This window comes from Methylobacterium terricola (genome assembly GCF_006151805.1).
Lineage (GTDB): Bacteria > Pseudomonadota > Alphaproteobacteria > Rhizobiales > Beijerinckiaceae > Methylobacterium > Methylobacterium terricola.
On the sequence record NZ_VDDA01000020.1, the window covers coordinates 62,029 to 83,092 of the forward strand.

General features: G+C 70.9%; 25 protein-coding genes. 5 read left to right on the forward strand and 20 right to left on the reverse strand.

Annotation, left to right across the window (positions count from 1 at the left end; translation table 11 throughout):
* Positions 1–385 precede the first annotated feature (385 nt).
* The 7 genes from FF100_RS37335 to FF100_RS28135 form a co-directional block, all read right to left on the reverse strand.
* Positions 386–562 carry a hypothetical protein gene (locus FF100_RS37335; protein WP_171070358.1) on the reverse strand — a complete coding sequence of 59 codons (177 nt, stop codon included), beginning with the start codon at positions 560–562 and terminating at the stop codon, positions 386–388.
* A gap of 213 nt (positions 563–775) precedes the next feature.
* Positions 776–1,672, reverse strand: coding sequence for an NAD(P)/FAD-dependent oxidoreductase (locus tag FF100_RS28110; protein ID WP_139039066.1), 897 nt, complete (start codon positions 1,670–1,672; stop codon positions 776–778).
* Positions 1,673–1,795: 123 nt separating this feature from the next.
* Positions 1,796–2,134 carry a Grx4 family monothiol glutaredoxin gene (gene grxD / locus FF100_RS28115; RefSeq protein WP_139039067.1) on the reverse strand — a complete coding sequence of 113 codons (339 nt, stop codon included), beginning with the start codon at positions 2,132–2,134 and terminating at the stop codon, positions 1,796–1,798.
* A gap of 76 nt (positions 2,135–2,210) precedes the next feature.
* The gene (locus FF100_RS28120) at positions 2,211–2,738 is read right to left on the reverse strand and encodes a DUF29 domain-containing protein (RefSeq protein WP_139039068.1); all 528 of its coding nucleotides are present in this window, start codon (positions 2,736–2,738) and stop codon (positions 2,211–2,213) included.
* A 20-nt stretch (positions 2,739–2,758) separates the two neighbouring features.
* Positions 2,759–2,995 carry a BolA family protein gene (locus FF100_RS28125; protein WP_139039069.1) on the reverse strand — a complete coding sequence of 79 codons (237 nt, stop codon included), beginning with the start codon at positions 2,993–2,995 and terminating at the stop codon, positions 2,759–2,761.
* A 128-nt stretch (positions 2,996–3,123) separates the two neighbouring features.
* Positions 3,124–5,346 carry a phosphoribosylformylglycinamidine synthase subunit PurL gene (gene purL, locus FF100_RS28130; RefSeq protein ID WP_139039070.1) on the reverse strand — a complete coding sequence of 741 codons (2,223 nt, stop codon included), beginning with the start codon at positions 5,344–5,346 and terminating at the stop codon, positions 3,124–3,126.
* A gap of 93 nt (positions 5,347–5,439) precedes the next feature.
* Positions 5,440–6,573 carry a PepSY-associated TM helix domain-containing protein gene (locus FF100_RS28135; protein ID WP_246102445.1) on the reverse strand — a complete coding sequence of 378 codons (1,134 nt, stop codon included), beginning with the start codon at positions 6,571–6,573 and terminating at the stop codon, positions 5,440–5,442.
* A 433-nt stretch (positions 6,574–7,006) separates the two neighbouring features.
* Here FF100_RS28135 and FF100_RS28140 point away from each other — a divergent pair, with 433 nt between their 5' ends.
* Complete coding sequence (locus FF100_RS28140; RefSeq protein ID WP_425463364.1) at positions 7,007–8,236, forward strand: branched-chain amino acid ABC transporter substrate-binding protein; 1,230 nt, start codon at positions 7,007–7,009, stop codon at positions 8,234–8,236.
* Positions 8,237–8,265: 29 nt separating this feature from the next.
* Here FF100_RS28140 and FF100_RS28145 read toward each other — a convergent pair whose 3' ends face one another.
* The 3 genes from FF100_RS28145 to FF100_RS28150 all read right to left on the reverse strand — a co-directional run bounded on the left by FF100_RS28145 (position 8,266) and on the right by FF100_RS28150 (position 10,185).
* Positions 8,266–8,763 carry a CinA family protein gene (locus tag FF100_RS28145; RefSeq protein WP_139039073.1) on the reverse strand — a complete coding sequence of 166 codons (498 nt, stop codon included), beginning with the start codon at positions 8,761–8,763 and terminating at the stop codon, positions 8,266–8,268.
* A gap of 54 nt (positions 8,764–8,817) precedes the next feature.
* Positions 8,818–8,961: a hypothetical protein gene (locus tag FF100_RS37340; RefSeq protein WP_171070359.1), complete on the reverse strand. Its 144-nt coding sequence runs from the start codon at positions 8,959–8,961 to the stop codon at positions 8,818–8,820.
* Between the two features lie 270 nt (positions 8,962–9,231).
* Entirely contained in the window at positions 9,232–10,185 is a 954-nt protein-coding gene (locus tag FF100_RS28150; RefSeq protein ID WP_205825051.1) for an NAD(P)/FAD-dependent oxidoreductase, read from the reverse strand.
* 202 nt (positions 10,186–10,387) lie between these two features.
* On the opposite strand from FF100_RS28150, the gene FF100_RS28155 reads away from it, so the two are divergent.
* The gene (locus FF100_RS28155; RefSeq protein WP_139039074.1) at positions 10,388–11,317 is read left to right on the forward strand and encodes a glutaminase; all 930 of its coding nucleotides are present in this window, start codon (positions 10,388–10,390) and stop codon (positions 11,315–11,317) included.
* A gap of 13 nt (positions 11,318–11,330) precedes the next feature.
* Here the strand turns inward: FF100_RS28155 and FF100_RS37345 are convergent, their stop codons facing one another.
* Complete coding sequence (locus tag FF100_RS37345) at positions 11,331–11,519, reverse strand: DUF2735 domain-containing protein (protein ID WP_171070360.1); 189 nt, start codon at positions 11,517–11,519, stop codon at positions 11,331–11,333.
* Between the two features lie 413 nt (positions 11,520–11,932).
* Between FF100_RS37345 and FF100_RS28165 the strand changes: the two genes are divergently transcribed.
* Complete coding sequence (locus tag FF100_RS28165) at positions 11,933–12,967, forward strand: glutamine synthetase beta-grasp domain-containing protein (RefSeq protein ID WP_139039076.1); 1,035 nt, start codon at positions 11,933–11,935, stop codon at positions 12,965–12,967.
* Between the two features lie 234 nt (positions 12,968–13,201).
* Here the strand turns inward: FF100_RS28165 and FF100_RS28170 are convergent, their stop codons facing one another.
* The 5 genes from FF100_RS28170 to FF100_RS38435 all read right to left on the reverse strand — a co-directional run bounded on the left by FF100_RS28170 (position 13,202) and on the right by FF100_RS38435 (position 16,744).
* A complete protein-coding gene (locus tag FF100_RS28170) occupies positions 13,202–14,299 on the reverse strand; it encodes a calcium:cation antiporter (RefSeq protein WP_246102446.1) in 1,098 nt (365 codons plus the stop codon).
* 85 nt (positions 14,300–14,384) lie between these two features.
* The gene (locus tag FF100_RS28175; protein ID WP_139039078.1) at positions 14,385–15,263 is read right to left on the reverse strand and encodes a branched-chain amino acid aminotransferase; all 879 of its coding nucleotides are present in this window, start codon (positions 15,261–15,263) and stop codon (positions 14,385–14,387) included.
* A gap of 97 nt (positions 15,264–15,360) precedes the next feature.
* The gene (locus FF100_RS28180; RefSeq protein ID WP_139039079.1) at positions 15,361–15,696 is read right to left on the reverse strand and encodes a hypothetical protein; all 336 of its coding nucleotides are present in this window, start codon (positions 15,694–15,696) and stop codon (positions 15,361–15,363) included.
* Between the two features lie 306 nt (positions 15,697–16,002).
* Positions 16,003–16,527, reverse strand: coding sequence for a Spy/CpxP family protein refolding chaperone (locus tag FF100_RS28185; protein WP_246102448.1), 525 nt, complete (start codon positions 16,525–16,527; stop codon positions 16,003–16,005).
* Positions 16,528–16,612: 85 nt separating this feature from the next.
* Complete coding sequence (locus FF100_RS38435) at positions 16,613–16,744, reverse strand: hypothetical protein (RefSeq protein ID WP_281287333.1); 132 nt, start codon at positions 16,742–16,744, stop codon at positions 16,613–16,615.
* 310 nt (positions 16,745–17,054) lie between these two features.
* On the opposite strand from FF100_RS38435, the gene FF100_RS28190 reads away from it, so the two are divergent.
* A complete protein-coding gene (locus FF100_RS28190) occupies positions 17,055–17,651 on the forward strand; it encodes a DUF4142 domain-containing protein (protein ID WP_139039080.1) in 597 nt (198 codons plus the stop codon).
* Between the two features lie 77 nt (positions 17,652–17,728).
* Positions 17,729–17,998, forward strand: coding sequence for a hypothetical protein (locus tag FF100_RS28195; protein ID WP_139039081.1), 270 nt, complete (start codon positions 17,729–17,731; stop codon positions 17,996–17,998).
* A 230-nt stretch (positions 17,999–18,228) separates the two neighbouring features.
* On the opposite strand, the gene FF100_RS28200 is transcribed toward FF100_RS28195, so the two are convergent.
* From FF100_RS28200 to FF100_RS28215, 4 genes are all read right to left on the reverse strand, one after another.
* Positions 18,229–18,927, reverse strand: coding sequence for a DUF4142 domain-containing protein (locus FF100_RS28200; protein ID WP_139039082.1), 699 nt, complete (start codon positions 18,925–18,927; stop codon positions 18,229–18,231).
* Positions 18,928–19,080: 153 nt separating this feature from the next.
* Positions 19,081–19,506 (reverse strand): hypothetical protein, encoded by a 426-nt coding sequence (locus FF100_RS28205; protein ID WP_246102456.1) that lies wholly within the window; start codon positions 19,504–19,506, stop codon positions 19,081–19,083.
* A 174-nt stretch (positions 19,507–19,680) separates the two neighbouring features.
* Positions 19,681–20,016 (reverse strand): hypothetical protein, encoded by a 336-nt coding sequence (locus tag FF100_RS28210; protein WP_139039083.1) that lies wholly within the window; start codon positions 20,014–20,016, stop codon positions 19,681–19,683.
* A 61-nt stretch (positions 20,017–20,077) separates the two neighbouring features.
* A complete protein-coding gene (locus tag FF100_RS28215) occupies positions 20,078–20,626 on the reverse strand; it encodes an HNH endonuclease (protein ID WP_139039084.1) in 549 nt (182 codons plus the stop codon).
* Between the last annotated feature and the right edge of the window lie 438 nt (positions 20,627–21,064).

The following is a 21,064-nucleotide window of genomic DNA, read 5'->3' on the forward strand; positions in this document are numbered from 1 at the left end:
CGCAAACTCACGCTAGAGAAACAGCAACGGTGAAGAACTCCGACAGTTCCGCACCACGCGTCACCGTGCAAGAAAAACCTTCGCGCCACCGCCCAAAGACGGAGGCCGCCTCGCGCGGCAGTCCTTGCAGGGGTTACGCGTGCAACCGCTGGATTGACGTGCGCCAGCGCACGCCAGGGGGTGTGCGGCGCATCGTGGTCTTGCGTGCATTGCAGCGAAGCGGGGCGGCGGATCGGGAAGACGCCGAGCCAATGGCCGGCATCGGCATGCATCGGCATACCGAACCCGCCGCTTCCCTCAACCCGGAGCCCGGTGACCGGGTTCCCGCGCCCATGGCCGCGGGACGGATGCGACAGGTCTTCCGCCATCCCGCACGGACGTCGCCTCAGCCCCGCGCCTCGATGGCGGCGCGGGCGGATTGCGCCATGCGGATCAGCTCGCGCGTGGTCAGCTCGTGGTGCTCGGGCGGCTCGCTGCGGATCATCGCGGCCTCGCGGGCCACGGTCGTGCGTTGCGTGCGCCGGGTCAGCCCGGCCCGCCATGCCTGCGCCAACGCTATCATGGGCGCCCCTCCCGCGATCAACCAGTAAACGCTAACAAACCTTCGCGGGCCGATAAAGTCTTGACAGGGCGATTGTTCGCTCGACTGCCCGTCCGGGGCCCTTGTCGCGCGGGCCAAGCGCCTGCTGCTGCGAGGTTATTGGCGCAGGGTCGGCACGGCGCGAATCGCCGGAAGGGAGTCCTATCCTGTGCCGGCGGCCCGCCCCCGGGCGAATCAGCGGGTATCCTCACGCAGCAGCTCGGTGTTGATCGCGAAGGCCGCCATCGCGCCCTCGGCGGCGGCCACGATGGCGAGCTGGACCCGGCGCGACGCGTCGCCCGCCACGTACAGGCCCGGCACGTTCGTCTCCTCGTAGTCGCCGGTCGGCACCGTGCCCTTGTGCGACAGGTCGCAGCCGAGCCGCTCGACCAGCCGGGAGGGGATGCAGGGACCGGTGGTGAAGAACAGCGCGCCGCATGCGAGGGCGTCGCCGTCGCGCAGGCGGATCCGCGCGAACCGCCCGTCCTCGCCCTCCAGACGGGCGACGGCACGCTCCTCGATGCGGATGCCGTGGCGGGCGAGGCGGTCGCGCTCCGGGGCGCCGAGGCCGGACGGCCCGTCGGTGCACAGCGTCAGGTCGCGGCTCCAGGCGGTGAGCTCGAGGGCGAGGCCCTTGCCGGCGTCGCCCGGGCCGTAGACGGCGAGCGGCCGGTCGCGGTTCTCGTAACCGTCGCAATACGGGCAGTGGTGGACGCCGTGGCCCCAGAACTCCGAGAAACCCTCGATGGCCGGCAGGTCGGTGCGCAGGCCGGTGGCGAGGATCATCCGGCGTCCTGTCGCCCGGCGCTGGTCGTCCATCACCACCCGGAAGCCGTCCGGCGCCCGCACCGCGTCGGCGACGCGCCCGTCCCAGATCTCGACCGTGCCGTAGGCGGCGAGCTCCCGTCGTCCCTCCTCACGCAAGTCGCCCGGCGCCCGGCCGTCGCGGCCGAGGAAGCCGTGCATGCGCGGCGTCACCGCGTTGCGCGGGTGGCCGGCATCGATCAGCAGCACCCGGCGCCGGCAGCGCCCGAGGATGAGCGCCGCCGACAGGCCCGCCGGGCCGCCGCCCACGATGATCACGTCCCGCATGTCGCCGTCTCGAGAGCTGCCACTCGGGATAGACGCATCGGGCTCTGGCCGGGTTTCGCTGTGCCGCAACGAAAAAGGGCGCTCGCGCGCCCTTCCTCGTCGTCCGTCCGTGCGATCCTGGAATCAGGCCGCGGCGGTGTTGGTGGCGATGCCCTTCTCGGAGAGCATCTGCTGCAGCTCGCCGGACTGGAACATCTCGCGGGTGATGTCGCAGCCGCCGACGAACTCGCCCTTGACGTAGACCTGCGGGATGGTCGGCCACTGCGAGAAGGCCTTGATGCCCTCGCGGATCTCCATGTCCTCGAGCACGTTCACGCCCTTGAACGGCACGCCGAGGTAGTTGAGGATCTGGGCCACCTGGCCCGAGAAGCCGCACATCGGGAATTGCGGCGTGCCCTTCATGAACACCACCACGTCCTGGGACTTGATCTCGGTCTCGATGCGGCTGTTGACGTCGGTCATGGCTACGGTCCTCGTTCCGGATGTCATGTAAGGATGGCGGACCGGAATGTCCAAGGCGGACGTTCCGGCCGCGGTCTCAGCGTCGGCGCCGGGCCAGCCGCGAATCGAGCGATGCGGCGAGCTGGATCAGGCTGCGATCGATGTCGAAGTCCCTGGAGATGAGTTCGTCCAACGTAAAGGGCGAGGTCTCCGGCAGGCCTGCCACCGGGGCGTCGTGGTAGGCCGACAAACTCTCCTCCGCCTGGATGACAGCGCCTCGCCAGACCTTGTCGAGGTCGATCCTCCGCCGCATCGAGGCGCGATAGCCGTCCTGCGCCGTGAGCTGAAATGCCACCACTTCCGCGCGCCGGTGATGTGACGGCGGCAGGTGCGGCGCCGAGAGATGCTTGATCAGGTGCAGGAGCGCGAGGCGGAGGGCGCTCTCGACGGCGCTGACCTGCGACGCGCCCGCGGCCTCGACCTCTTCGATGATGTTGTCCCAGTCGAGGACGTTCGAGAGGTCCGGCCGCTCCCCGAGGGCGCGCAAGGCCGCTGCTTGCTGCTCCGCCCAGGCGACGACGTCCTCGTCGTAGAGGCTCGGCTGATCCGTGCGGATCTCGTCCATGCGGCGGCCCTCGGTCGGGCTCAATCCTGCGGCACGCTCGTGGTCAGGGCAAGGGCGTGCAGCACCCCGCCCATGCGTCCCTGGAGGGCGCCGTAGACCATCTGGTGCTGCTGCACCCGCGACTTGCCCTTGAACGCCGCCGACACGACGGTGGCGGCGTAGTGGTCGCCGTCGCCGGCGAGGTCGCGGATCTCGACCTTGGCGTCGGGCAGGGCCTCCCGGATCATCGTCTCGATCTCGCGGGCATCCATCGGCATCGGATCGTCTCCTCAGGGCATCGTCCGACGACGGGGATACCGGTTCGTCGACGAGAATGCGGCAACATCACGGATCGAGGGCACGGCCCGGGTCCCACGCGATCGGACCGTGCTCTCGGTCGAGGGTGTCAGGCGGCGTCGGCGGCCGGACCCGCCATGTAGGTCGGCAGCCAGTCCTCGTGCGCCTTGCGCAGGGTGTCGAGGGCGACGATCTCGTCGCCCGGCAGGGTCAGCGAGTCGGCGCCCGTCACGCCGATCACCGCCGCGTCGATCCCTTGCGCGCTGGCGCTGTAGAGCAGGTCGGCGACCGCGTCGGGCTCCACCGCCAGGAGGTAGCGGCCCTGATCCTCGCCGAACAGATAGGCGTGGCAGGGGACGGGCAGCGGGCATTCGGGGAGGACGGCGCCGATATTGCCGGCCATCGCCATCTCGGCCACCGCCACCGCGAGGCCGCCATCGGAGAGGTCGTGGACGGTGTCGACGATCCCCGAGGTGATCAGCCCGCGCACGAAATCGCCGTTGCGCTTCTCGGCGGCGAGGTCGACCGGGGGCGGCGCCCCCTCCTCGCGGCCGCAGACCGTGGCGAGATAGGCCGACTGGCCGAGCCAGCCCACGGTCTTGCCGACCAGCACCAGGGCGTCGCCGTCGCGCTTGAACGCGACCGTGGCGATCCTGGCGACGTCGTCGACCACCCCGACGCCGCCGATCGACGGGGTCGGCAGGATGCCTACCCCCTCGGTCTCGTTGTACAGCGAGACGTTGCCGGACACGACCGGGAAGTCGAGGGCGCGGCAGGCCTCGCCGATGCCCTGGATGCAGCCGACGAACTGGCCCATCACCTCCGGCTTCTCGGGGTTGCCGAAGTTGAGGTTGTCGGTGATGGCGAGCGGGCGGCCGCCCACCGCCGTGATGTTGCGCCAGGCCTCGGCCACCGCCTGCTTGCCGCCCTCGACCGGATCGGCCTCGCAGTAGCGCGGGGTCACGTCGGTGGTGAGCGCCAGGCCCTTCGGCCCGTCCTCGACCCGCACCACCGCGGCGTCGCCGCCGGGCTTCTGCACGGTGTTGCCGAGGATGTAGTGGTCGTACTGCTCGTAGACCCAGCGCTTCGAGCACAGGTCCGGCGCGCCGACGAGCTTGGTGAGGGCATCGACGTTGCGCATCGGCGCCGCCACGTCCTCCGCCTTGATCTCGGGCTGGTAGGCGTTCTGGCGGTGCGGCCGGTCGTAGAGCGGCGCCTCGTCGCCGAGTTCCTTGATCGGCAGGTCGGCGACGGTCTCGCCGCCATGCTTGATGACGAAGCGCAACGTGTCTGTGGTGTGGCCGATGATCGCGAAATCGAGGCCCCACTTCACGAAGATGGCTTGCGCCTCCTGCTCCATGCCGGGCTTGAGCACCATGAGCATGCGCTCCTGGCTCTCCGACAGCATCATCTCGTAGGCGGTCATGCCGGGCTCGCGGGTCGGCACCGCATCGAGATCCAGCTCGACGCCGAGATTGCCCTTGGCGCCCATCTCGACCGCCGAGCAGGTGAGCCCCGCCGCGCCCATGTCCTGGATCGCGATCACGGCGCCGGACGCCATCAGCTCCAGGCAGGCCTCGAGCAGCAGCTTCTCCGCGAAGGGATCGCCGACCTGCACGGTCGGGCGCTTCTCCTCCGACGAGGCGTCGAAGGCGGCCGAGGCCATGGTGGCGCCGTGGATGCCGTCGCGCCCGGTCTTCGAGCCGAGATAGACGATCGGGTTCCCGACGCCGGTCGCCGCCGCGTAGAAGATCGCGTCGGTCCGGGCCAGGCCCACCGCCATGGCGTTGACCAGGATGTTGCCGTCGTAGCGGGTGTGGAAGCCGACCGCCCCGCCGACCGTCGGCACGCCGAAGGAATTGCCGTAGCCGCCGATGCCCGCGACCACGCCGGAGACGAGATGGGGCGTGCGCGGATGGTCCGGCGAGCCGAAGCGCAGCGCGTTGAGCGCCGCGATCGGCCGCGCGCCCATGGTGAAGACGTCGCGCAGGATGCCGCCGACCCCGGTGCCCGCGCCCTGGTAGGGCTCGATGAAGCTCGGGTGGTTGTGGCTCTCCATCTTGAACACGCAGGCGAGGCCGTCGCCGATGTCGATGACACCGGCATTCTCGCCCGGGCCCTGGATCACCCACGGCGCCTTGGTCGGCAGCGTCTTCAGGTGGAGACGCGAGGACTTGTACGAGCAGTGCTCGTTCCACATCGCCGAGACGATGCCGAGTTCGGTGATGGTCGGCTCGCGCCCGATCAGCCCGACGAAGCGCTGGTACTCGTCCTCGGTCAGGCCGTGCTGGCGCACGAGCTCGGGCGTGATGGAGACGTCGTTGCGGATCATGCGGCATCCTCTCGCCGGTCGGGCGGCCCTGCTGCCCGTGCGCTTACCGCCTGAGGGGACCGGAAGGCAACTCGCGCGAAGGCCGGAGCGGCCTCAGGCCGTCTGGACCGCCGCGGCCGCGTGGCGCCGCCGGCTGCGGCGCCGGCCGAGATAGAGCAGGAGCCCCGTCACCCCGAAGACCGGCATGGCGAGCGCCGCCAGCATGAAGGCGACCGTGCCGACGGGGCCGAAGTACCGGCCCTCGTGCAGGGCCAGCATGCTGCCGGTCAGCCGGAGCCCGAGCGGCCGCCCGGCATAGAGGTCGCGGGCGTCGAGCGTACCGTCGGGGCGGAAGCGCCACTCGTCGCGGGCCTGGAAATGGCTCGCATCCCGGGCCACCGATCGGATGCGGATCGTCTCGCCCTCGTGGGCCGGGGCGAGGGAGGCGGTGGCGTAGGGGCCGGCCGCCGCCGCGAAGGCCGCGAAGGCGGGATCGAGGGGAATGGGGGCGCCCTCCCGTTTCCCGGTGGTCCGGGCCGGCGCGGCGGCGGGCGGGCGGCCGGTGAGCAGGGTGGTCGCCCCGTCCCGGTACCAGCCGTAGGACCACCACAGGCCGGTCAGCGCCATCACCAGGTAGAGCACCAGCACCCAGGTGCCGACGACCGCGTGCAGCGACCAGTACAGCGCCCGGCCGCGGCGGTTCAGCGCCGGCTTCAGCCAGACCCGCCAGTCGCGCCGGCCCCTCGGCCAGCGCAGGTAGAGGCCCGACAGCGCGAGATAGACCAGCGCCAGGGCCGAGGCGCCGGTGATGGTGCGGCCCCAGCCATCGCCGTTGCCGGGCAGGGTCAGCCAGCGGTGCAGCCGCCGCACGAAGCCGAAGAACTCCTCGCCCCGCGCCGGCCCGAGGATCCGGCCGTCATAGGGGTCGATATAGGTCTCGATGCCGCGGGTCCCCGCAGACCGGCCCGCCCCGTCGGCGAGACGCACCTGCGCCGCCCGGTCGGGCGCGCCGTTCAGCACCATGAGGGTGACGCGGCGCCCCGGCGCCTCCTCCTTCAGGCGGGCGATCAGCGCGTCCGGCGTCAGGCGCGGCGTTTCCCGCGCCGGGACGGTGACGATGCCGGGGCTGAGCAGGGCCGTGACCTCGTCCTCGAGGCTGAGCAGGCCCCCCGTCACCCCGAGGACCATCAGCACGAGGCCAGCGGTCAGGCCGAGGAACCAGTGGAGCTGGAACAGGACGGATCTCACCGGCCGTCCCCCATGCCGGCCGATGCGGGACAGGTCGTGGGCGACGCCTCGGGCTGAATCATGGTCCATGCTCCCCGTCGCGCCGGGCCGAGAGATCTTCGCCGGACGGCCGTCGGCCGATCACCTTCGTCACCGCGACGCTTATGCCTCGGCACAAGTGAGTGTCAACGATCCCGGCCCGGATCGAAGGCCTGGCGATGATTATAACGATTCCAATTTGAGGCGTATGATCATGAAAAACGTGGATCTATACTTCGCGCATGGGCGCGGCTCACGTGCAAGATGACGGCCGCGACGGGCGGGCGGAGTTTCTGCTTGACGACACTCCGGTCCGGGCCGGACTCTCGGCTCCGGCAACGCGGCGCCAGCCCCGACGGGGCGCGAGACGACCGCGGCCGAGAGGAGAGGAAGCATGACGCCCATTCGCCAGGCGCTGCGCGGCGCCGTCGTCGTCTTGTCCCTGTGTGGCCCTTCCCTGTGCGGTGCTGCCCTCGCGCAGGAAACCGTGAAGATCGCCTTCATCGATCCGCTCTCGGGCGGCGGCGCGCCGACCGGCGAGGCGGGCCTGCGTCACTTCCAGTACATGGCCGAGGTGCTGAACGCCCGCCAGAAGCAGTTCCGGTTCGAGGTTCTGGCCTACGACAACAAGGTCAACCCGCAGGAGACCCTGATCGCCGCCCAGAAGGGCATCGATGCCGGTGCCCGGGTGGTCGTGCAGGGCAACGGTTCCTCCGCGGCGGCAGCGCTCACCGACTTCGTCGCCAAGCACAACGAGCGCAACCCGAACCGCCAGGTCGTCTACATCAATTACTCGGCGGTCGATCCGTCGCTGACCAACGAAAAATGCAACTACTGGCACTTCCGCTTCGATGCCAATTCCGACATCAAGATGGAGGCGCTGACGAATTTCATGAAGACGCGGCCCGAGATCAAGAAGGTGTACCTGATCAACCAGGATTACTCGTTCGGCCAATCGGTGCGGTCGCAGGCCCGCGCGATGCTGAAGGCGAAGCGGCCGGACATCGAGATCGTCGGCGACGAGGTGACGCCGCTGCAGAAGGTCAACGACTTCGCGCCCTACGTCGCCAAGATCCGCGCCTCCGGGGCGGATTCGGTCATCACCGGCAACTGGGCCCAGGACATCAACCTGCTGCTCAAGGCCGCCGCCGAGGCCGGGCTCCAGGCGGGCTTCTACACCTATTATGCCGGCGGCACCGGCGGGCCGACGGTGGTGCGCCAGACCGGGCTCGCCCACCGGGTGTTCGAGGTCTCGCAGGGCGCCGCCAACGAGGGCGATGCCGCCGCGCAGGATTTCGAGGCCGCGTTCCGGGCCCGCACGGGCATCGGCTCGACCTATCCGCGCGCCTTCAACGCGATGAACGCGCTCCTGACCGCGATGCAGGAGGCCGGTTCGTCGGAGGCGCGCAAGGTGGCGCCAAAGCTCGAACAGGCCCGCCTCAAGCCGCATATCGGCAGCGAGGGCTACGTCCGGCCCGACGACCACCAGTACTTCCAGACGATGTTCGTCCACTCCTTCGGCCCGATGGAGCCCGGGATGCGCTTCGACGAGGAGGGGACCGGCTGGGGCTGGAAGATGATCGGCCGGGTCGAGACCAAGGACACCGTGTTGCCGACCACCTGCCGGATGGACCGGCCGAGCTGATCGGGGAGGGGCGCCTCGGGGCGGGCTCCTTACGGAGCCCCGTCCGCCTCCGCCAGGGCCTCCAGGAAGGCGTCGAGCATGGCGGCCGCGAAGGCCTCCATGTTGGCGGCGCGGTCACTGTCGCCGGTCTCGACGGTCCGGCGGCTGGCGACCGGGCCGGCGACGGCGAGGCAGGTATGGCCCGCGGAATCGCCGTAGCGGTTGCCGCCCGGACCCGCGGCGCCGGTCTCGCACAGGCCCCAGACCGCGCCGTGGCGCTCGCGCACGAGGTCCGCCACGCGCGCGGCATAGGGCTCGCTGGCGCTGCGCAGGCCGTCCATGCCGGCTGCGTCGAGGCCGATCAGGGCCTGTCGCGCCTGCGCGGTGTAGACCACCGCGCCGCCGAGATAATAGGCGGAAGCGCCCGGCACGGCGAGGAGCGCGGCCGAGACCAGCCCTCCGGCGGAGGATTCGGCCACCGCGACGGTCTCCCGCCGGGCCGTCAGCAGGGCGGCGATGCGCCCGGCCCTCTCCATCATCGCGCGCAAGGCGGCGTCCTCCTGCTCTCGACCCGGCTCCTGGCGAGCCTACCCGGCCGGTCCCTACTCCGCCAGGGCGCCGTCGTCGTCGCCACCGGTCGGCGCGAGCCGCACCCAGGCGTCGAGGGCCCGGCCGATCCCGAGGCCGACGAGGCCCACGAAGGTCAGCGAGCCGGCGATGTGGAGGAAGAGGGACGCATCAGACATTGCACTCACCCGATAAGGAGGATTCGAGGAGAACCGCGGAGGCTACGTGCCCCCCGGTCCGAGTTCATGGGCTCCCTGTGGCTGGGGACGAGGCCGGAGGGGTCCGACCTTGGAGGCCGGCAAGGCCGGCTTTCGGGATGAGATCACCCCGGTTGGAAGTGGTGTCGCACCGCCATTGGGCGGAACGATGGTCCCGGTGTGGCGGGACGCACCCTTCCGCGAAGCTTGCCCCAGCCGAGCCGGCCGGACGGTGTGCCGCCGCACGGGCCGTCATGCCGCCTCCGCGAGCACGCGCTCGGCCAGCGCCAGGCCGCTGAGGTAGGCGAACTCCACCCGCGGGCCGAGGCAGCCATCGCCTGCAAAGCCGAGGCCGGTCTCCGGCGCGAACAGGCAGGGCTCGCCGACCGCCCGCTCGACCGCGGCATAGCGCCAGCGATGGGCGGCGCGGTGGCGGATCTCGCCCACCGGGACGCGGTCGCGCAGGGTCGCGACCAGCCGCTCGGCGACGTCCTCGGCCGCGCAGTCGAGGTTGGCGCGCGACCAGGCCGGGCCGGCATGCGCCACGATCGTCCGTCCCGGTTCGCGACCGGGCTTGCTGCCGTTCTCGGCGATCCAGGCGAGCGTGGCGTCCGGATCGCGGTCCTCCCGCACCGGAGCGTCGGGGAGGGGAGGGCCATCATGCGCCAGCATCAGGGTCCAGCACGGGGCGTAACGCACCTCCGCGACACCCGGCAGGCTCTCCCCGGCACCACCCAGCAGCGCGAGGGTCTGGGGCGACGGGCAGGTCAGGAGCACGGCCGAGAACGCCGCGTCTTCGGCGAGGGGGGCGCCGTCGGCCTCCTGAAGCCGCCAGCCCCGCCCCTCCCGCACCAGGCGGCCGACGGCGCGGCCGCATTTCAGCGCGACCCCGTCGAGGAGGTCGCGCACCGGCGCGGTCATCCCCGGAACGCCGACGAAACGGTCCGCCCCGCCCCAGGAGGCGGCGACGCCCCGCGCCGTCCATCCCTGCACCAGGGCGATGAAGCGCGGGTCTCGCGCGGTGAAGTACTGGGCGCCGTGATCGAAGCGGAGGCCCTCCGGGCCGCGCCGCGTCGCCATCCGGCCGCCGGGGCCGCGGCCCTTGTCGAGCACCACGACCGAGCGGCCGGCTCCACGCAGACGGTGCGCCGCCGCGGCGCCGGCGATGCCCGCCCCGATGATCGCGATGGTCCCGTCCCGGCCCACTCTCGCCTCTCCCGCGCTCCCGCCGCATCCCGTGCGGTCGTCCGGTCAACGCGCGAGTTTTCGCTGCGGTGCCAATCGATCGTGCGAAATCTCTTGCGTCAGGTGCGGGAACTGTCGGCTGCTGGCTTGAGGCCTCGAACTTGCAGCATTAAGGCCGCGCTTGTCCTGACGCCGTTGCCCTCTTGCCTGGGATCTCCGATCCGTGCCGAACCTCGAAACCGTCGTGAGCGAGATCGTCGACGAGATGCGCCAGCGGACCGACCGCGGCGAGGTGGCGCGCTACATCCCCGAACTCGCCCGGGTCGATCCCGGCCATTTCGGCCTCGCGGTGATCGGCGCCGACGGCACGGTGGCGGCGGCCGGCGATTGCGACGTGCCGTTCTCGATCCAGAGCATCTCGAAGGTGTTCACCCTGACGCTGGCCCTCGGCATGGTCGGCGACCGGCTGTGGCAGCGGGTCGGGCGCGAGCCCTCGGGCAGCCCGTTCAACTCGGTCGTGCAGCTCGAATACGAGCGCGGCATCCCCCGCAACCCGTTCATCAATGCCGGGGCGATCGCCGTCACCGACGTGATCCTGTCCGGCCACCAGCCGCGCGAGGCGCTCGGCGAGATCCTGCGCTTCATGCAGTATCTCGCGCAGGATTCCTCGATCACCATCGACGAGGCGGTGGCGGCCTCCGAGCAGCGCACGGGCTTCCGCAACGTCGCGCTCGCCAACTACATGAAGTCGTTCGGGGTGATCGACAACCCGGTCGAGTACACGCTCGGCGTCTATTTCCACCACTGCGCCATCAGCATGACCTGCCGGCAGCTCGCGGTGGCGGGCCGGTTCCTCGCCCATTCCGGGCGCGATCCCAGCACCGGCCTGTCGGTGGTCCAGGCCGAGCGGGCCAAGCGCATCAACGCCGTCATGCTGACCTGCGGCCATTACGACGGCTCGGGCGAGTTCGCCTACCGGGTCGGCCTGCCGGGCAAGAGCGGCGTCGGCGGCGGCATCCTGGCGGTGGCGCCGGGGAAGGCCTCGATCGCCGTCTGGGCGCCGGGGCTCGATGCCGCCGGCAATTCCCATCTCGGGCGCATCGCCCTGGAGCGGCTGACGAAACGCCTCGGCTGGTCGATCTTCGGCGAGTAGGGGGCGGCCTGCCTCAGGGCTTTCGGGAGCGCTCCTCGCGGATCGCCTCGTCGTGGTAGCCGCCGCTCGCCGGCATGATGTCGGGCGCGCGCTCCCGCGCCGCGGGGCCGGGGCCCGCCCAGTCGTGGCGGCCGCCGCGGCTGCGGCCGCCGGCCGGGAAGGCGTAGATCTTCGCGGAAACGCGTGGGCTGGTGGTGCTCATGGGCTGGCCTCCCGTGAGGGCCGCGCCGGCTGGCGGCGGCCTCTGAGATCGTACCGGAGTGTGCCTGGTGACTGCGCTGATTGACCACGAAAAAATCAGTGGTTGGCTACAATTCGTGCATGCCCGCTCTTGCATCGGTGATTGAATTGGCGGGTGTGGCGCATGGTTGGGCGTCGTGGCGCTCTGGCGCGCAACCGGGCACGGTGCTGTCCGCCCCCGGGAGACGCGGTGTGACGCTGGGGCGCCCGATACCCGGCAGGGTATCGGAAACGCGTCGCCTGGACGATCGTTCCGCCCGATCGGTCGCGTCCCTCCGGGTTTGGCACGGGACCTGCTAGCGAGGGGATGCCGCTGGCGGGTGATGGGCGCCGACGAGGAAGCCGGGCTCATCGGAACCTGAAGAGAGACGCGAGATGACCAAATACAAGCTCGAGTACATTTGGCTTGACGGCTACACGCCGACCCCGAACCTTCGCGGCAAGACCCAGATCAAGGCCTTCGACAGCTTCCCGACCCTCGAGCAGCTTCCGCTCTGGGGCTTCGACGGCAGCTCGACCAAGCAGGCCGAGGGCAGCTCTTCCGATTGCGTGCTCAAGCCCGTCCGCCACTTCCCCGACCCGGCCCGCACCGACGGCGTCCTGGTCCTGTGCGAAGTCATGATGCCGGACGGCAAGACCCCGCACCCGTCGAACAAGCGCGCCACCATCCTGGATGACGAAGGCGCCTGGTTCGGCTTCGAGCAGGAATACTTCTTCTACAAGAACGGCCGCCCGCTCGGCTTCCCCGAGACCGGCTATCCGGCGCCGCAGGGCCCGTATTACACCGGCGTCGGCTACTCGAACGTCGGCTCGGTCGCCCGCCAGATCGTCGAGGAGCACCTCGACCTGTGCCTCGCCGCCGGCATCAACCACGAGGGCATCAACGCCGAGGTGGCGAAGGGCCAGTGGGAGTTCCAGATCTTCGGCAAGGGCTCCAAGCGGGCCGCCGACGAGATGTGGATGGCGCGCTACCTGATGCAGCGCCTCTGCGAGAAGTACGAGATCGACATCGAGTACCACTGCAAGCCGCTCGGCGACACCGACTGGAACGGGTCGGGCATGCACGCCAACTTCTCGACCTCCTTCATGCGCGATGTCGGCGGCAAGGAGTACTTCGAGAAGCTGATGGCGGCCTTCGGCGATGCCCGTGAGGACCACATCGCCGTCTACGGCCCGGACAACCACATGCGGCTGACCGGCAAGCACGAGACCGCCTCGATCCACACCTTCAGCTGGGGCGTGGCCGACCGCGGCGCCTCGATCCGGGTTCCCCACAGCTTCGTCAACAACGGCTACAAGGGCTACCTCGAGGATCGCCGTCCGAACTCGATGGGCGACCCCTACCAGATCGCCTCGCAGATCCTGAAGACCATCTCGACCGTCCCGACCGAGGTCTCGGCCGCGGCCTGAGATCCGGCGTCACGCTGAGAATGTGAACGGCGCGGGCCGAAGGGCCCGCGCCGTTTTTTGTCGGCGGAGCCAGGTGACGCGGAGGGCCGCGCGAGGCAGGCCGTGGCTTCCTCGCATGCCTCTCCGCCCTGTCCCGGACGATTGTAGCGACGGCGGACGGAGATCCGGGACAGGAAGAGCTTTGAGGATTGCCCGTCTGTGGCGCACGAATTCGCGCTCACAGATCAGGTTTGCTTACGGGCTGAAGATCAGCGTCAGGTAGGTCAAGAATACCACCAGGTGCACCGCGCCCTCCAGCACCGTCGTGCCCTGGCGCGAGAAGGTGATGACGCTGAGGAGCAGCGTCATGGCGAGCACCGCCATCTGGGCCGGGGGGAGCCCCAGCACCACCCGCTGCCCCGAGATCAGCCCGATGGCGAGCACCGCCGGGACGGTGAGGCCGACCGTCGAGGTGACGGCGCCCAGGCAGAGATTGATCGCGCGCTGGAGCTGGTCGCGCCGGATCGCCTTGAGGGCGCTGATGCCCTCCGGCGTGAACACGATGGCGGCGATGATGACGCCGCCGAGCGCCGAGGGGGCGCCGAGCGCCGCGATGCCGTGATCGAGGATCGCCGCCAGGCTCTTCGACAGGAGCACGATCGGCAGCAGGCTGACCAGCAGCAGCGCGGAATGGCGCAGGATCGCGCCCCGGCCGGCATCCGGATGGACGCGCGTCTCCTCCGGCGCGAGGGCGCCCGGCTTGACGAAGTCGGTGAAGAAGTCGCTGTGGCGGCCGGTCTGCAGCAGCAGGAAGATGCCGTAGAGCACCACCGTCAGGATCGAGAACGCGACCGCCTGGATCACCGTCAGCGAGCCGTCGGGGGTCGAGAGGGTGAAGTTCGGGATGATGAGCGCGATGGTGGTGAGCGGGATGATCGCCGCCAGATAGGCGCCGGCGCCGTCGAGGTTGTAGTTCTGGCGGTGGTGGCGCAGCCCGCCGAGGATCAGCCCGACCCCGACGAGGCCGTTCATCACGATCATGATGACGGCGAACATCGTGTCGCGGCCGAGGGTCGGGGCGGCCTTGGCCCCGAGCATCACCGCGGCGACCAACGCCACCTCGATGATCACGATCGACAACGTGAGGATCAGGGTGCCGTAGGGCTCGCCGAGGCGGTCGGCCAGTTCCTCGGCCTCGTGCACCACGCCGAAGGCCGACCACAGAATCACGGAGAACAGCCAGGCGAACAGCCCAGCCGCCGCCAGCGGCGCCGCGAGCCCGCCGAGCCAGCCTCCACCGAACACCGCGAAGGCCGCCACCGTCGCCCACGCCACCGCCAACCGAACGACCATCGTCACCTCGCTCCCGGGAACCGCCCCGCTTGTGTCAAGGGGCGGGCGAGGGAGCAAGGGAATCGGTCGGGAAACACGCGCGGGGTCAGCCCCCGTGGGCGAAGGCCCAGTAGAGCTCGCGCGCCTTCCGGAACAGCGGCCCCGGGGCGAAGGGCCGGTCGTCGAGGGCCGTCACCGGCACGACCTTGGCGAAGTTGCCGACCGAGAACAGCTCGTCGGCGCCCATCAGGTCGTCGACGGTGAGGGTCTTCTCCACCACGGTGATCCCGGCCCCGCGCAGAAGCGCGATCACGCGGCCGCGGGTGATGCCGGCGAGGAAGGTGCCGTTCGGCACCGGGGTATAGACCACGCCGTCGCGGGCCATCAGCACGTTGGCGGTGGCGAATTCGGCGACGTTGCCGAGCGCGTCGCGCATCAGCGCGTTGCCGAAGCCGCGGGAGGCGGCTTCCGCGATCGCCCGCGAGCTGTTGGGGTAGAGGCAGCCGGCCTTGGCGTCGAGGAGCGCGGCGTCCGCGGTCGGGCGTCGGAACGGCGACAGGGTGGCGGTGAAGCCGGTCGGCGGCGGCATCGGCGCCTCGTAGAGGCACAGGCACCAGGCGGTCGAGGCCGGGTCCATCCGCACCGCGCCGCCGAGCCCCCCTTCGGCCCAGTACATCGGCCGGATGTAGAGCGCGGCGTCGGGGGCGAAGCGCGTCAGCCCATCGCGCACCAGTTCGGCCCAGGTGCCTTGCGCCACCACCGGCTCGAGGCCGAAGGCGGTGGCGGAGCGGTTGATCCGGGCGAGGTGGAGGTCGAGGTCGGGCGTCACGCCCTCGAAGGCCCGGGCGCCGTCGAACACCGTCGAGGCAAGCCAGGCGGCATGGGTGCGCGGCCCCATCATCCGCACGTTGCCCGGGTGCCAGGCGCCCTCGAAATAGGTCCAGGTGTCTTCCCGGTGATTGCCCTCGCGGTGATCCTCGGCCATCGCTCTCATCCCGTCCGTCGGTCCCCGCATGATGGCGCGGCCGGGCGCCGGCTGTCCATGCGGGGTGACCTGCGGACAAGGGGGGAGGAGGGTTGCGTCAGGCGACGTCGAAATCCTCCGGGCGCCCCGCCACCAGCTCCAGGGTGCGGACCACCGCCAGGCCGATGCGGTCGGCGTCGAACATGCCGTCGGCGGTCGCGGGCTCGACCCCGACCGGACCGACCTGCCCGCCGGGCCCGTCGATCACGACCTGGTAGACGTCGCGCGACCCCGAGCGGTCGCGGACCAGCGACACGGCGTGAAGCCCGACCTCGCCATAGGTCTTGACGTATTGCGCCGTGCCGATGGCGCGAGGGGCCCTCGTCTCGTTGCCCCGGGCTTTGGCCCTCACCTTGGCCGCGCGCTGGAAATCCGGACGGATGACGGTGTCCATCTGCCTCTCCCGCTGGTTGCCGCTGACGATGCGGTGGCTGTTCTTCTCGGTCCGGGCGACCGGCCGCCAGCCTTGGGGACCGGCGGCGCGGGCTCGCCGCGGCGCGTTTCCTCGCGGCGGCCCGGTCGACGATCGATGTCGGCCGAGCTTCGTCGCGCATTCCGGTGTCGCATGGCCGGATTGCGTGCGGATTGCGCCGAGTGTTGCGAGGCACCGAAACTTTCGCGCGCCATGCGGCGACGCCGCCCGCGGTGGGAGCCGGGGCGGCGGAAGACATCGAGACGAGGTGCGGGGAGGGAAGGGCGTTCAGTCGTCGCGGCGGTGGCGGCCGTGATGGTGGGGATGCGGCCGCATCGGCCGGGTCAGCATCGCGGCGCGCTGCTTCTGGGCCGGGTCGAGGGTGGCGTAGAGGGGCTGCGAGGCGTCGGCGAGCTTGCGCAGGGCGTCGGCGCGGGCGCTCATGGCGTCCGCCCGGGCCCGGATCGCGTCGGGCGCGTTCTCGGCCGCCGGGTCACGGTCGCGCCCACGCCGGGCCGCGCGCTGGTCGCGCCGGAGCGTGGCGAGGTTGCGCATCGCTCCCTCGACCGGCGGCCACAGCTTCTCCTGGTCGGGGGTGAGCTTCAGGCCGGCATGCAGGGCCGCCACCCGGGCATCGGCGAAGGCCTGAGCGTCCTCTTCGCTCGCGCCGCGCCGGCCCTCCGGCTTGGCGGCATCGCCCGCATGCGCGACCTGGATCGGCCGTGCCGCGTCCGGCGCCTGCGCCAGGGCGGTGCCGGCCATCCCGGCGCTCACGATTCCCGCCAAAACCCCGAGGGTGACACTGCGTGGCATGATACGCTCCTCGTGCGGGTCGACACGCCGAACCGCCGAGGTTGCAGGATGCGCCCGTCCGGATGGCCCGGACCTCACGGGGGCATTACGGTTTCGTCATGCGGCGCCGGTCGGCGAGGTGGCAGACGACGACCGCGGAGCAGAGCACCGGCACGACGGGCCGGGCGCTGCCGCCATCCGGGCCCGGCCGCAGCGACCCGAAAAAGATCGTCGTCATCCCCCGCCTCCGTGATCCGCCACAATCCGCGCCCCCCTGACGACGGCTTTCCGCCGGCGAACGACCGTGCCTGAATGGTGCCGTGGCTCAGACGACACCGTCGCGACGGTCGGTGGAACCTCGCCGATGGGAGGTGGACGCCGAGGCGTTCGGAGCGGGATCCCGGCTTGCGGGCGTCTCGCGGTGGACGCCGGGAGTCTCGAAAGGTGACGCTGAAACCTCGCCTTTCGTGTCGGCGTTAGAGCTTGCTTCCGGCGCCTCCTCGCGGCCCGGCTCCCGGGCGCATCCCCCGTCGACAGTCAGGTGTTCCATGGATCGTCGTCTCGCACTGACCGCCATCGTCTCCGCCGTGGCGGTCCCCTCTCTCGTCACGGCAGCGTACGCGCAGCAGGGCGGCCCGACCGCGGCGGCCACCGGCAATACCGGGGCCCGCATGGGCGACGCCGAGGCCCGGCACGCCGCCGACACCCTGGCGGCCGGCTCGGCCTCCCTGGCGGCGAGCCGCGTCGCGCTGCAGAAGGCCTCGGACGACGACGTGAAGCAGTTCGCCCGCTTCGAGGTCGCCGAGCAGGAGACCATCGCCGACGTGCTCAAGGCGATGCGCGACCCCGCGCAGGCCGCCCGCGGCCAGGTGAAACCCCCGGCCGAGCCCGAGGTGACCGGCCAGCTCGACCCCAAGGGCCGGGCGATGCTCGACAAGCTCGAGCAGGCCAAAGCCGGCAAGGCCTTCGACCTCGAGTACATCCGTGGCCAGATCGAGGGCCATCAGGCGCTCCTGAAAATTCAGGAGGCCTATCTCGCCACCGGCAAGGACCGGGAGAATCTCGGCGTCGCAAAGCTCGCCCGCGGCCAGATCCGCGAGCATCTGGCGCTGCTCGCCGACATCGAGACGGATCTGAAGGACTGATGCGACGGAGCCCCCGGACGGTGGCGTCCGGGGGCGCGACGGACGGCTCCGGACGGGGCGGTCGCGCGGCAGGCTGAGTGGTCTCCTACGAGCGGTTGCTGGTCTTCCAGCACGTCGCCGAGGTCCTCGTGCCCCAGATGCCGCTTTCCTTGCAGCGGGGCATCGCCGTGGCGCAGATGGTCACGGCGCATCGGTCCGGGTTGGCCGCCGAGCGGCATTTCTCCTCGCAGGTCGCCTGCATCTGCGAGCAGGACGCCGTGACCGACTTGCAGCCTTCCTGCGCCAGCACGCCCTGGCTGCCGAGCAGCCCGAGCACGAGCGCCGAAATTAGGATTTTATTCATATGATTCCCCAATCGACGCTTCTGGCAAATCAAGTCGGTTCGAACGCGAGTCGATGCTAGAAGATCGAGTTGGGGATCACAAGCCGCTCAAGTGTATCAAAGTGTTCGTTCGTTCCGGCGCAGCGCCGTGGAGCGCCCGCCGGAGCCCCGCGTCGCCGTTCCTGAACGTGCATCACCCCAGGCTCGCGGCCGGCGAGCCCGGGGTGGCTACCGTCGAGGTCGGCGGCTCTCTCGTCAGCCCTCTGCGCCGCCGCCCATCATCCGCTGCATCTGGGAAAGCTGCGAGATGTGCAGCTGGATCAGCGGCACGGCGCCCCGGGCGATGCGGCGCAGGGCCGGGTCCTCGCCGCTCTGGGCGTAGGAACCGTGGATCGTCAGGGCTTCGCGGTGGCCCTGGAGCGAGGCGTTGACGAAGGCGGCGTCGTATTGCGGACCGCCCTGGAGGCCGGAGAGCTGCGCCTGGATCTGCGCCTTCTGCTCGTCCGAGGTCATGCCACCGGGCGCCCCCCCGCCACCGGGCGCCCCGAGCACCCCGCCGACGGTGCCGACCGCGGCGCCGGCCACGCCGCCCGCCACCGCCAGCGGTGCCGCCACCAGACCGCCGACGAGACCCCCGGGACCGGCCAGGCCTCCCGGCTGGCCGCCGCCGACCGGTACCGCGACGTTGCCGCCCGTGACCCCGTCGAGCTTGTTGGCGAGGTTGACCTGCTCGGTCACCTCGGCCCGGGCGAAGCGCCGGACCCGCGGGTTGCCGGTCTTGGCGTAGGCGTCACGGGCGGTGTTCTCCAGGAACAGGCCGCCCTTGGTGGCCATCGCCAGGTAGACGGGCGTCGGCATCGCGCCGGCCGCGATCGGCTGGGCGATGGCGGTGCGGGTGACCGCGAGGGCCGCGGTGGCGGAGAGCATGCTGACCAGGACGTCGCGACGATGCATGGATGTGGCTCCGGTGAACGGTAGGCATCCCGGCGCTCGCGGGCCTAGATGCTCGGGGGGAGTAATTTTCTCGCCCGACGGACGTTCCGTGCCGTTCCTCGCCGTCCCACGACCGCGGCACTATCGCGCAGTCCCTCGTGCCCCGGCCGGCGGTCAGCCCTTGCGCGGCCAGGCCTCCGGCTTCGTCCGCTGCGTCCAGCGCCGCCACGGCCGGCTCATCAGGAGGAAGGCCAGCACCACGCCGGCGGCGTACCAGGCGTGCAGACTCTCGTAGCCGCCCTCCGGCGTCCAGGCGAAGCCGCCGAGGAAGACGTAGGTCACCGCCGCCGCCAGGGTGCGGAAGGCCAGGAGCCAGGGATGCTGCAGCATCGGATCGTCGTTGACGAGCGCGATCCCAAGCCCGGTCAGGGCGAACAGCACGCCACCGAGCGGCAGGCCGAGGAACAGCGAGAACACGGCGCGCAGGAAGAGCCCCGGCCAGTCGCGGCGGGCGCGGGCGGGCTTGGAGATGGCCGGCTTGGAGACGGCGGGCTTGGGTCCGGAGGGACTCGCGGCGTCGGTCACGGTCGGATGCGGCATGCGGCTTTCGGCGCTGGCGGGCCGCGCGACGCGGCCATGACGGGGCAAGCCGCCAGCATGTAGCCCAAACCGCCCCCGCATCTCCAGGGTGTCGCGCGGTCAGTCGGGCGATCGAGCCCGGTGCGTCCCGGATCGTCGGGGGGCCGGCGGGGGGCGCCCGGCAGGGCCTGACCGTCACGTCGATCCAGCGCACCGCTGACCGGCGTCAGGTCCTCGTCGGTGCTCGAGATCACCTCGGCGAGTCAGGTGAGCCGTACCGGTGAACCGCTCGCTCGCGACCAAGGCATCGTAGTCGACCACCGCCGCGTCGGGCCTGGGCCGATGGGGGCCGGTCCGATCCATCTCGGCGAGAGCGGCGCGCGGCCAGGGAAGCGCGATGCCCGGCCGCTGGACGGCGGACCGGACTCCCTCGACCAGTTCCCTGCGCTCGCGGTCCGGCCGCTCCGCATGGAAGGCGCGGAATTCCGGTCCCGCCATCCGGGCTGCGTGCGCGACCGCGGCGAAAGGCATCGCTCGCTCCTCGCCGGACGGGACGCAGGATCGCGGTCCCGCGTCCGCGGGTCGTCCGCGATCAGGTCTCCAGCTCGCTGTCCCAGTACAGGTAGTCGACCCAGGTGTGGTGGTACTGGCGGTGGTCGAATTCCGGCTGGCGGCGGTGCAGCTCGTGGCGGCTCGGCCGGCGCGGCTCGTTGAGGAGGGGCATCTCGGCCTCCTCGGGCGTGCGGTTGGCCTTGCGCAGGTTGCACGGGCTGCAGGCCGCGACGACGTTCTCCCAGCTCGAGAGGCCGCCGCGGGAGCGCGGGACCACGTGGTCGAAGGTCAGGCCGCCGGAGGGCAGGCGCAGGCCGCAATACTGGCACGAGAACGTGTCGCGCAGGTAGATGTTGTAGCGCGTGAAGGCGGGGCTGCGCGCCATGGCGACGTAGCTCTTGAGCGCCACCACGCTCGGCACCCGCAGCGACCGGCTGGGCGAGCGCGCCTCGACGTCGTAGCTCGCCACCAGGGTGACGCGGTCGAGGAACAGGGCCGTGAACGCATCCTTCCACGACCACAGCGAGAGCGGATTGTACGAGAGCGGCCGGTAATCCGCGTTGAGCACGAGGGTTTGAAGGTCCAGCATCATCCTGCCCTGGCGACGGGCCGACCGCAGCGAGGGGGGCCGGCACGGTGCCGGTCCTCGCGTCGCTCGCCAGGAGAGGAGATGGGGACCATCGCCTATCCTCCGAGCCGGTCGGGAAGAGTGGGGGGACTAAGAAGAGGAAGACACGGCGGATGCCCGCGGCGGCCGCTCGGGGAGCGGACGTCGTGGGGCGCGGCCGGGATGCGATCCGGGCGCCGTCTGGGCTGCTGGTGGTGGGCGATCACCGGGATCCTCCCGCAGCAGAACGAAAAGGCCGTGTCCATTGAGGCTTAGTCTAATAGCAGCATGACAGGGTTGTGAAGGTTTCGAGCCGGGGCGTCTCGTCACGCCCCACACGAATCCGCCGCAGGACGGCCTTCCGGCAGCGATGCCGGGGCGGCCGCGCGGTCCGGCCCGGATTTTCGCCCCATTGATCCG

Excerpts from the sequence above, each read along its gene's own strand:
- FF100_RS37335 (WP_171070358.1), bottom strand. The coding sequence starts at position 562 with ATGATAGCGTTGGCGCAGGCATGGCGGGCCGGGCTGACCCGGCGCACG.
- FF100_RS28110 (WP_139039066.1), bottom strand. The coding sequence starts at position 1,672 with ATGCGGGACGTGATCATCGTGGGCGGCGGCCCGGCGGGCCTGTCGGCG.
- grxD (WP_139039067.1), bottom strand. The coding sequence starts at position 2,134 with ATGACCGACGTCAACAGCCGCATCGAGACCGAGATCAAGTCCCAGGAC.
- FF100_RS28120 (WP_139039068.1), bottom strand. The coding sequence starts at position 2,738 with ATGGACGAGATCCGCACGGATCAGCCGAGCCTCTACGACGAGGACGTC.
- FF100_RS28125 (WP_139039069.1), bottom strand. The coding sequence starts at position 2,995 with ATGCCGATGGATGCCCGCGAGATCGAGACGATGATCCGGGAGGCCCTG.
- purL (WP_139039070.1), bottom strand. The coding sequence starts at position 5,346 with ATGATCCGCAACGACGTCTCCATCACGCCCGAGCTCGTGCGCCAGCAC.
- FF100_RS37340 (WP_171070359.1), bottom strand. The coding sequence starts at position 8,961 with ATGTCTGATGCGTCCCTCTTCCTCCACATCGCCGGCTCGCTGACCTTC.
- FF100_RS37345 (WP_171070360.1), bottom strand. The coding sequence starts at position 11,519 with ATGAGCACCACCAGCCCACGCGTTTCCGCGAAGATCTACGCCTTCCCG.
- FF100_RS28165 (WP_139039076.1), top strand. The coding sequence starts at position 11,933 with ATGACCAAATACAAGCTCGAGTACATTTGGCTTGACGGCTACACGCCG.
- FF100_RS28170 (WP_246102446.1), bottom strand. The coding sequence starts at position 14,299 with ATGGTCGTTCGGTTGGCGGTGGCGTGGGCGACGGTGGCGGCCTTCGCG.
- FF100_RS28175 (WP_139039078.1), bottom strand. The coding sequence starts at position 15,263 with ATGGCCGAGGATCACCGCGAGGGCAATCACCGGGAAGACACCTGGACC.
- FF100_RS28180 (WP_139039079.1), bottom strand. The coding sequence starts at position 15,696 with ATGGACACCGTCATCCGTCCGGATTTCCAGCGCGCGGCCAAGGTGAGG.
- FF100_RS28185 (WP_246102448.1), bottom strand. The coding sequence starts at position 16,527 with ATGCCACGCAGTGTCACCCTCGGGGTTTTGGCGGGAATCGTGAGCGCC.
- FF100_RS38435 (WP_281287333.1), bottom strand. The coding sequence starts at position 16,744 with ATGACGACGATCTTTTTCGGGTCGCTGCGGCCGGGCCCGGATGGCGGC.
- FF100_RS28190 (WP_139039080.1), top strand. The coding sequence starts at position 17,055 with ATGGATCGTCGTCTCGCACTGACCGCCATCGTCTCCGCCGTGGCGGTC.
- FF100_RS28200 (WP_139039082.1), bottom strand. The coding sequence starts at position 18,927 with ATGCATCGTCGCGACGTCCTGGTCAGCATGCTCTCCGCCACCGCGGCC.
- FF100_RS28205 (WP_246102456.1), bottom strand. The coding sequence starts at position 19,506 with ATGCCGCATCCGACCGTGACCGACGCCGCGAGTCCCTCCGGACCCAAG.
- FF100_RS28210 (WP_139039083.1), bottom strand. The coding sequence starts at position 20,016 with ATGCCTTTCGCCGCGGTCGCGCACGCAGCCCGGATGGCGGGACCGGAA.
- FF100_RS28215 (WP_139039084.1), bottom strand. The coding sequence starts at position 20,626 with ATGCTGGACCTTCAAACCCTCGTGCTCAACGCGGATTACCGGCCGCTC.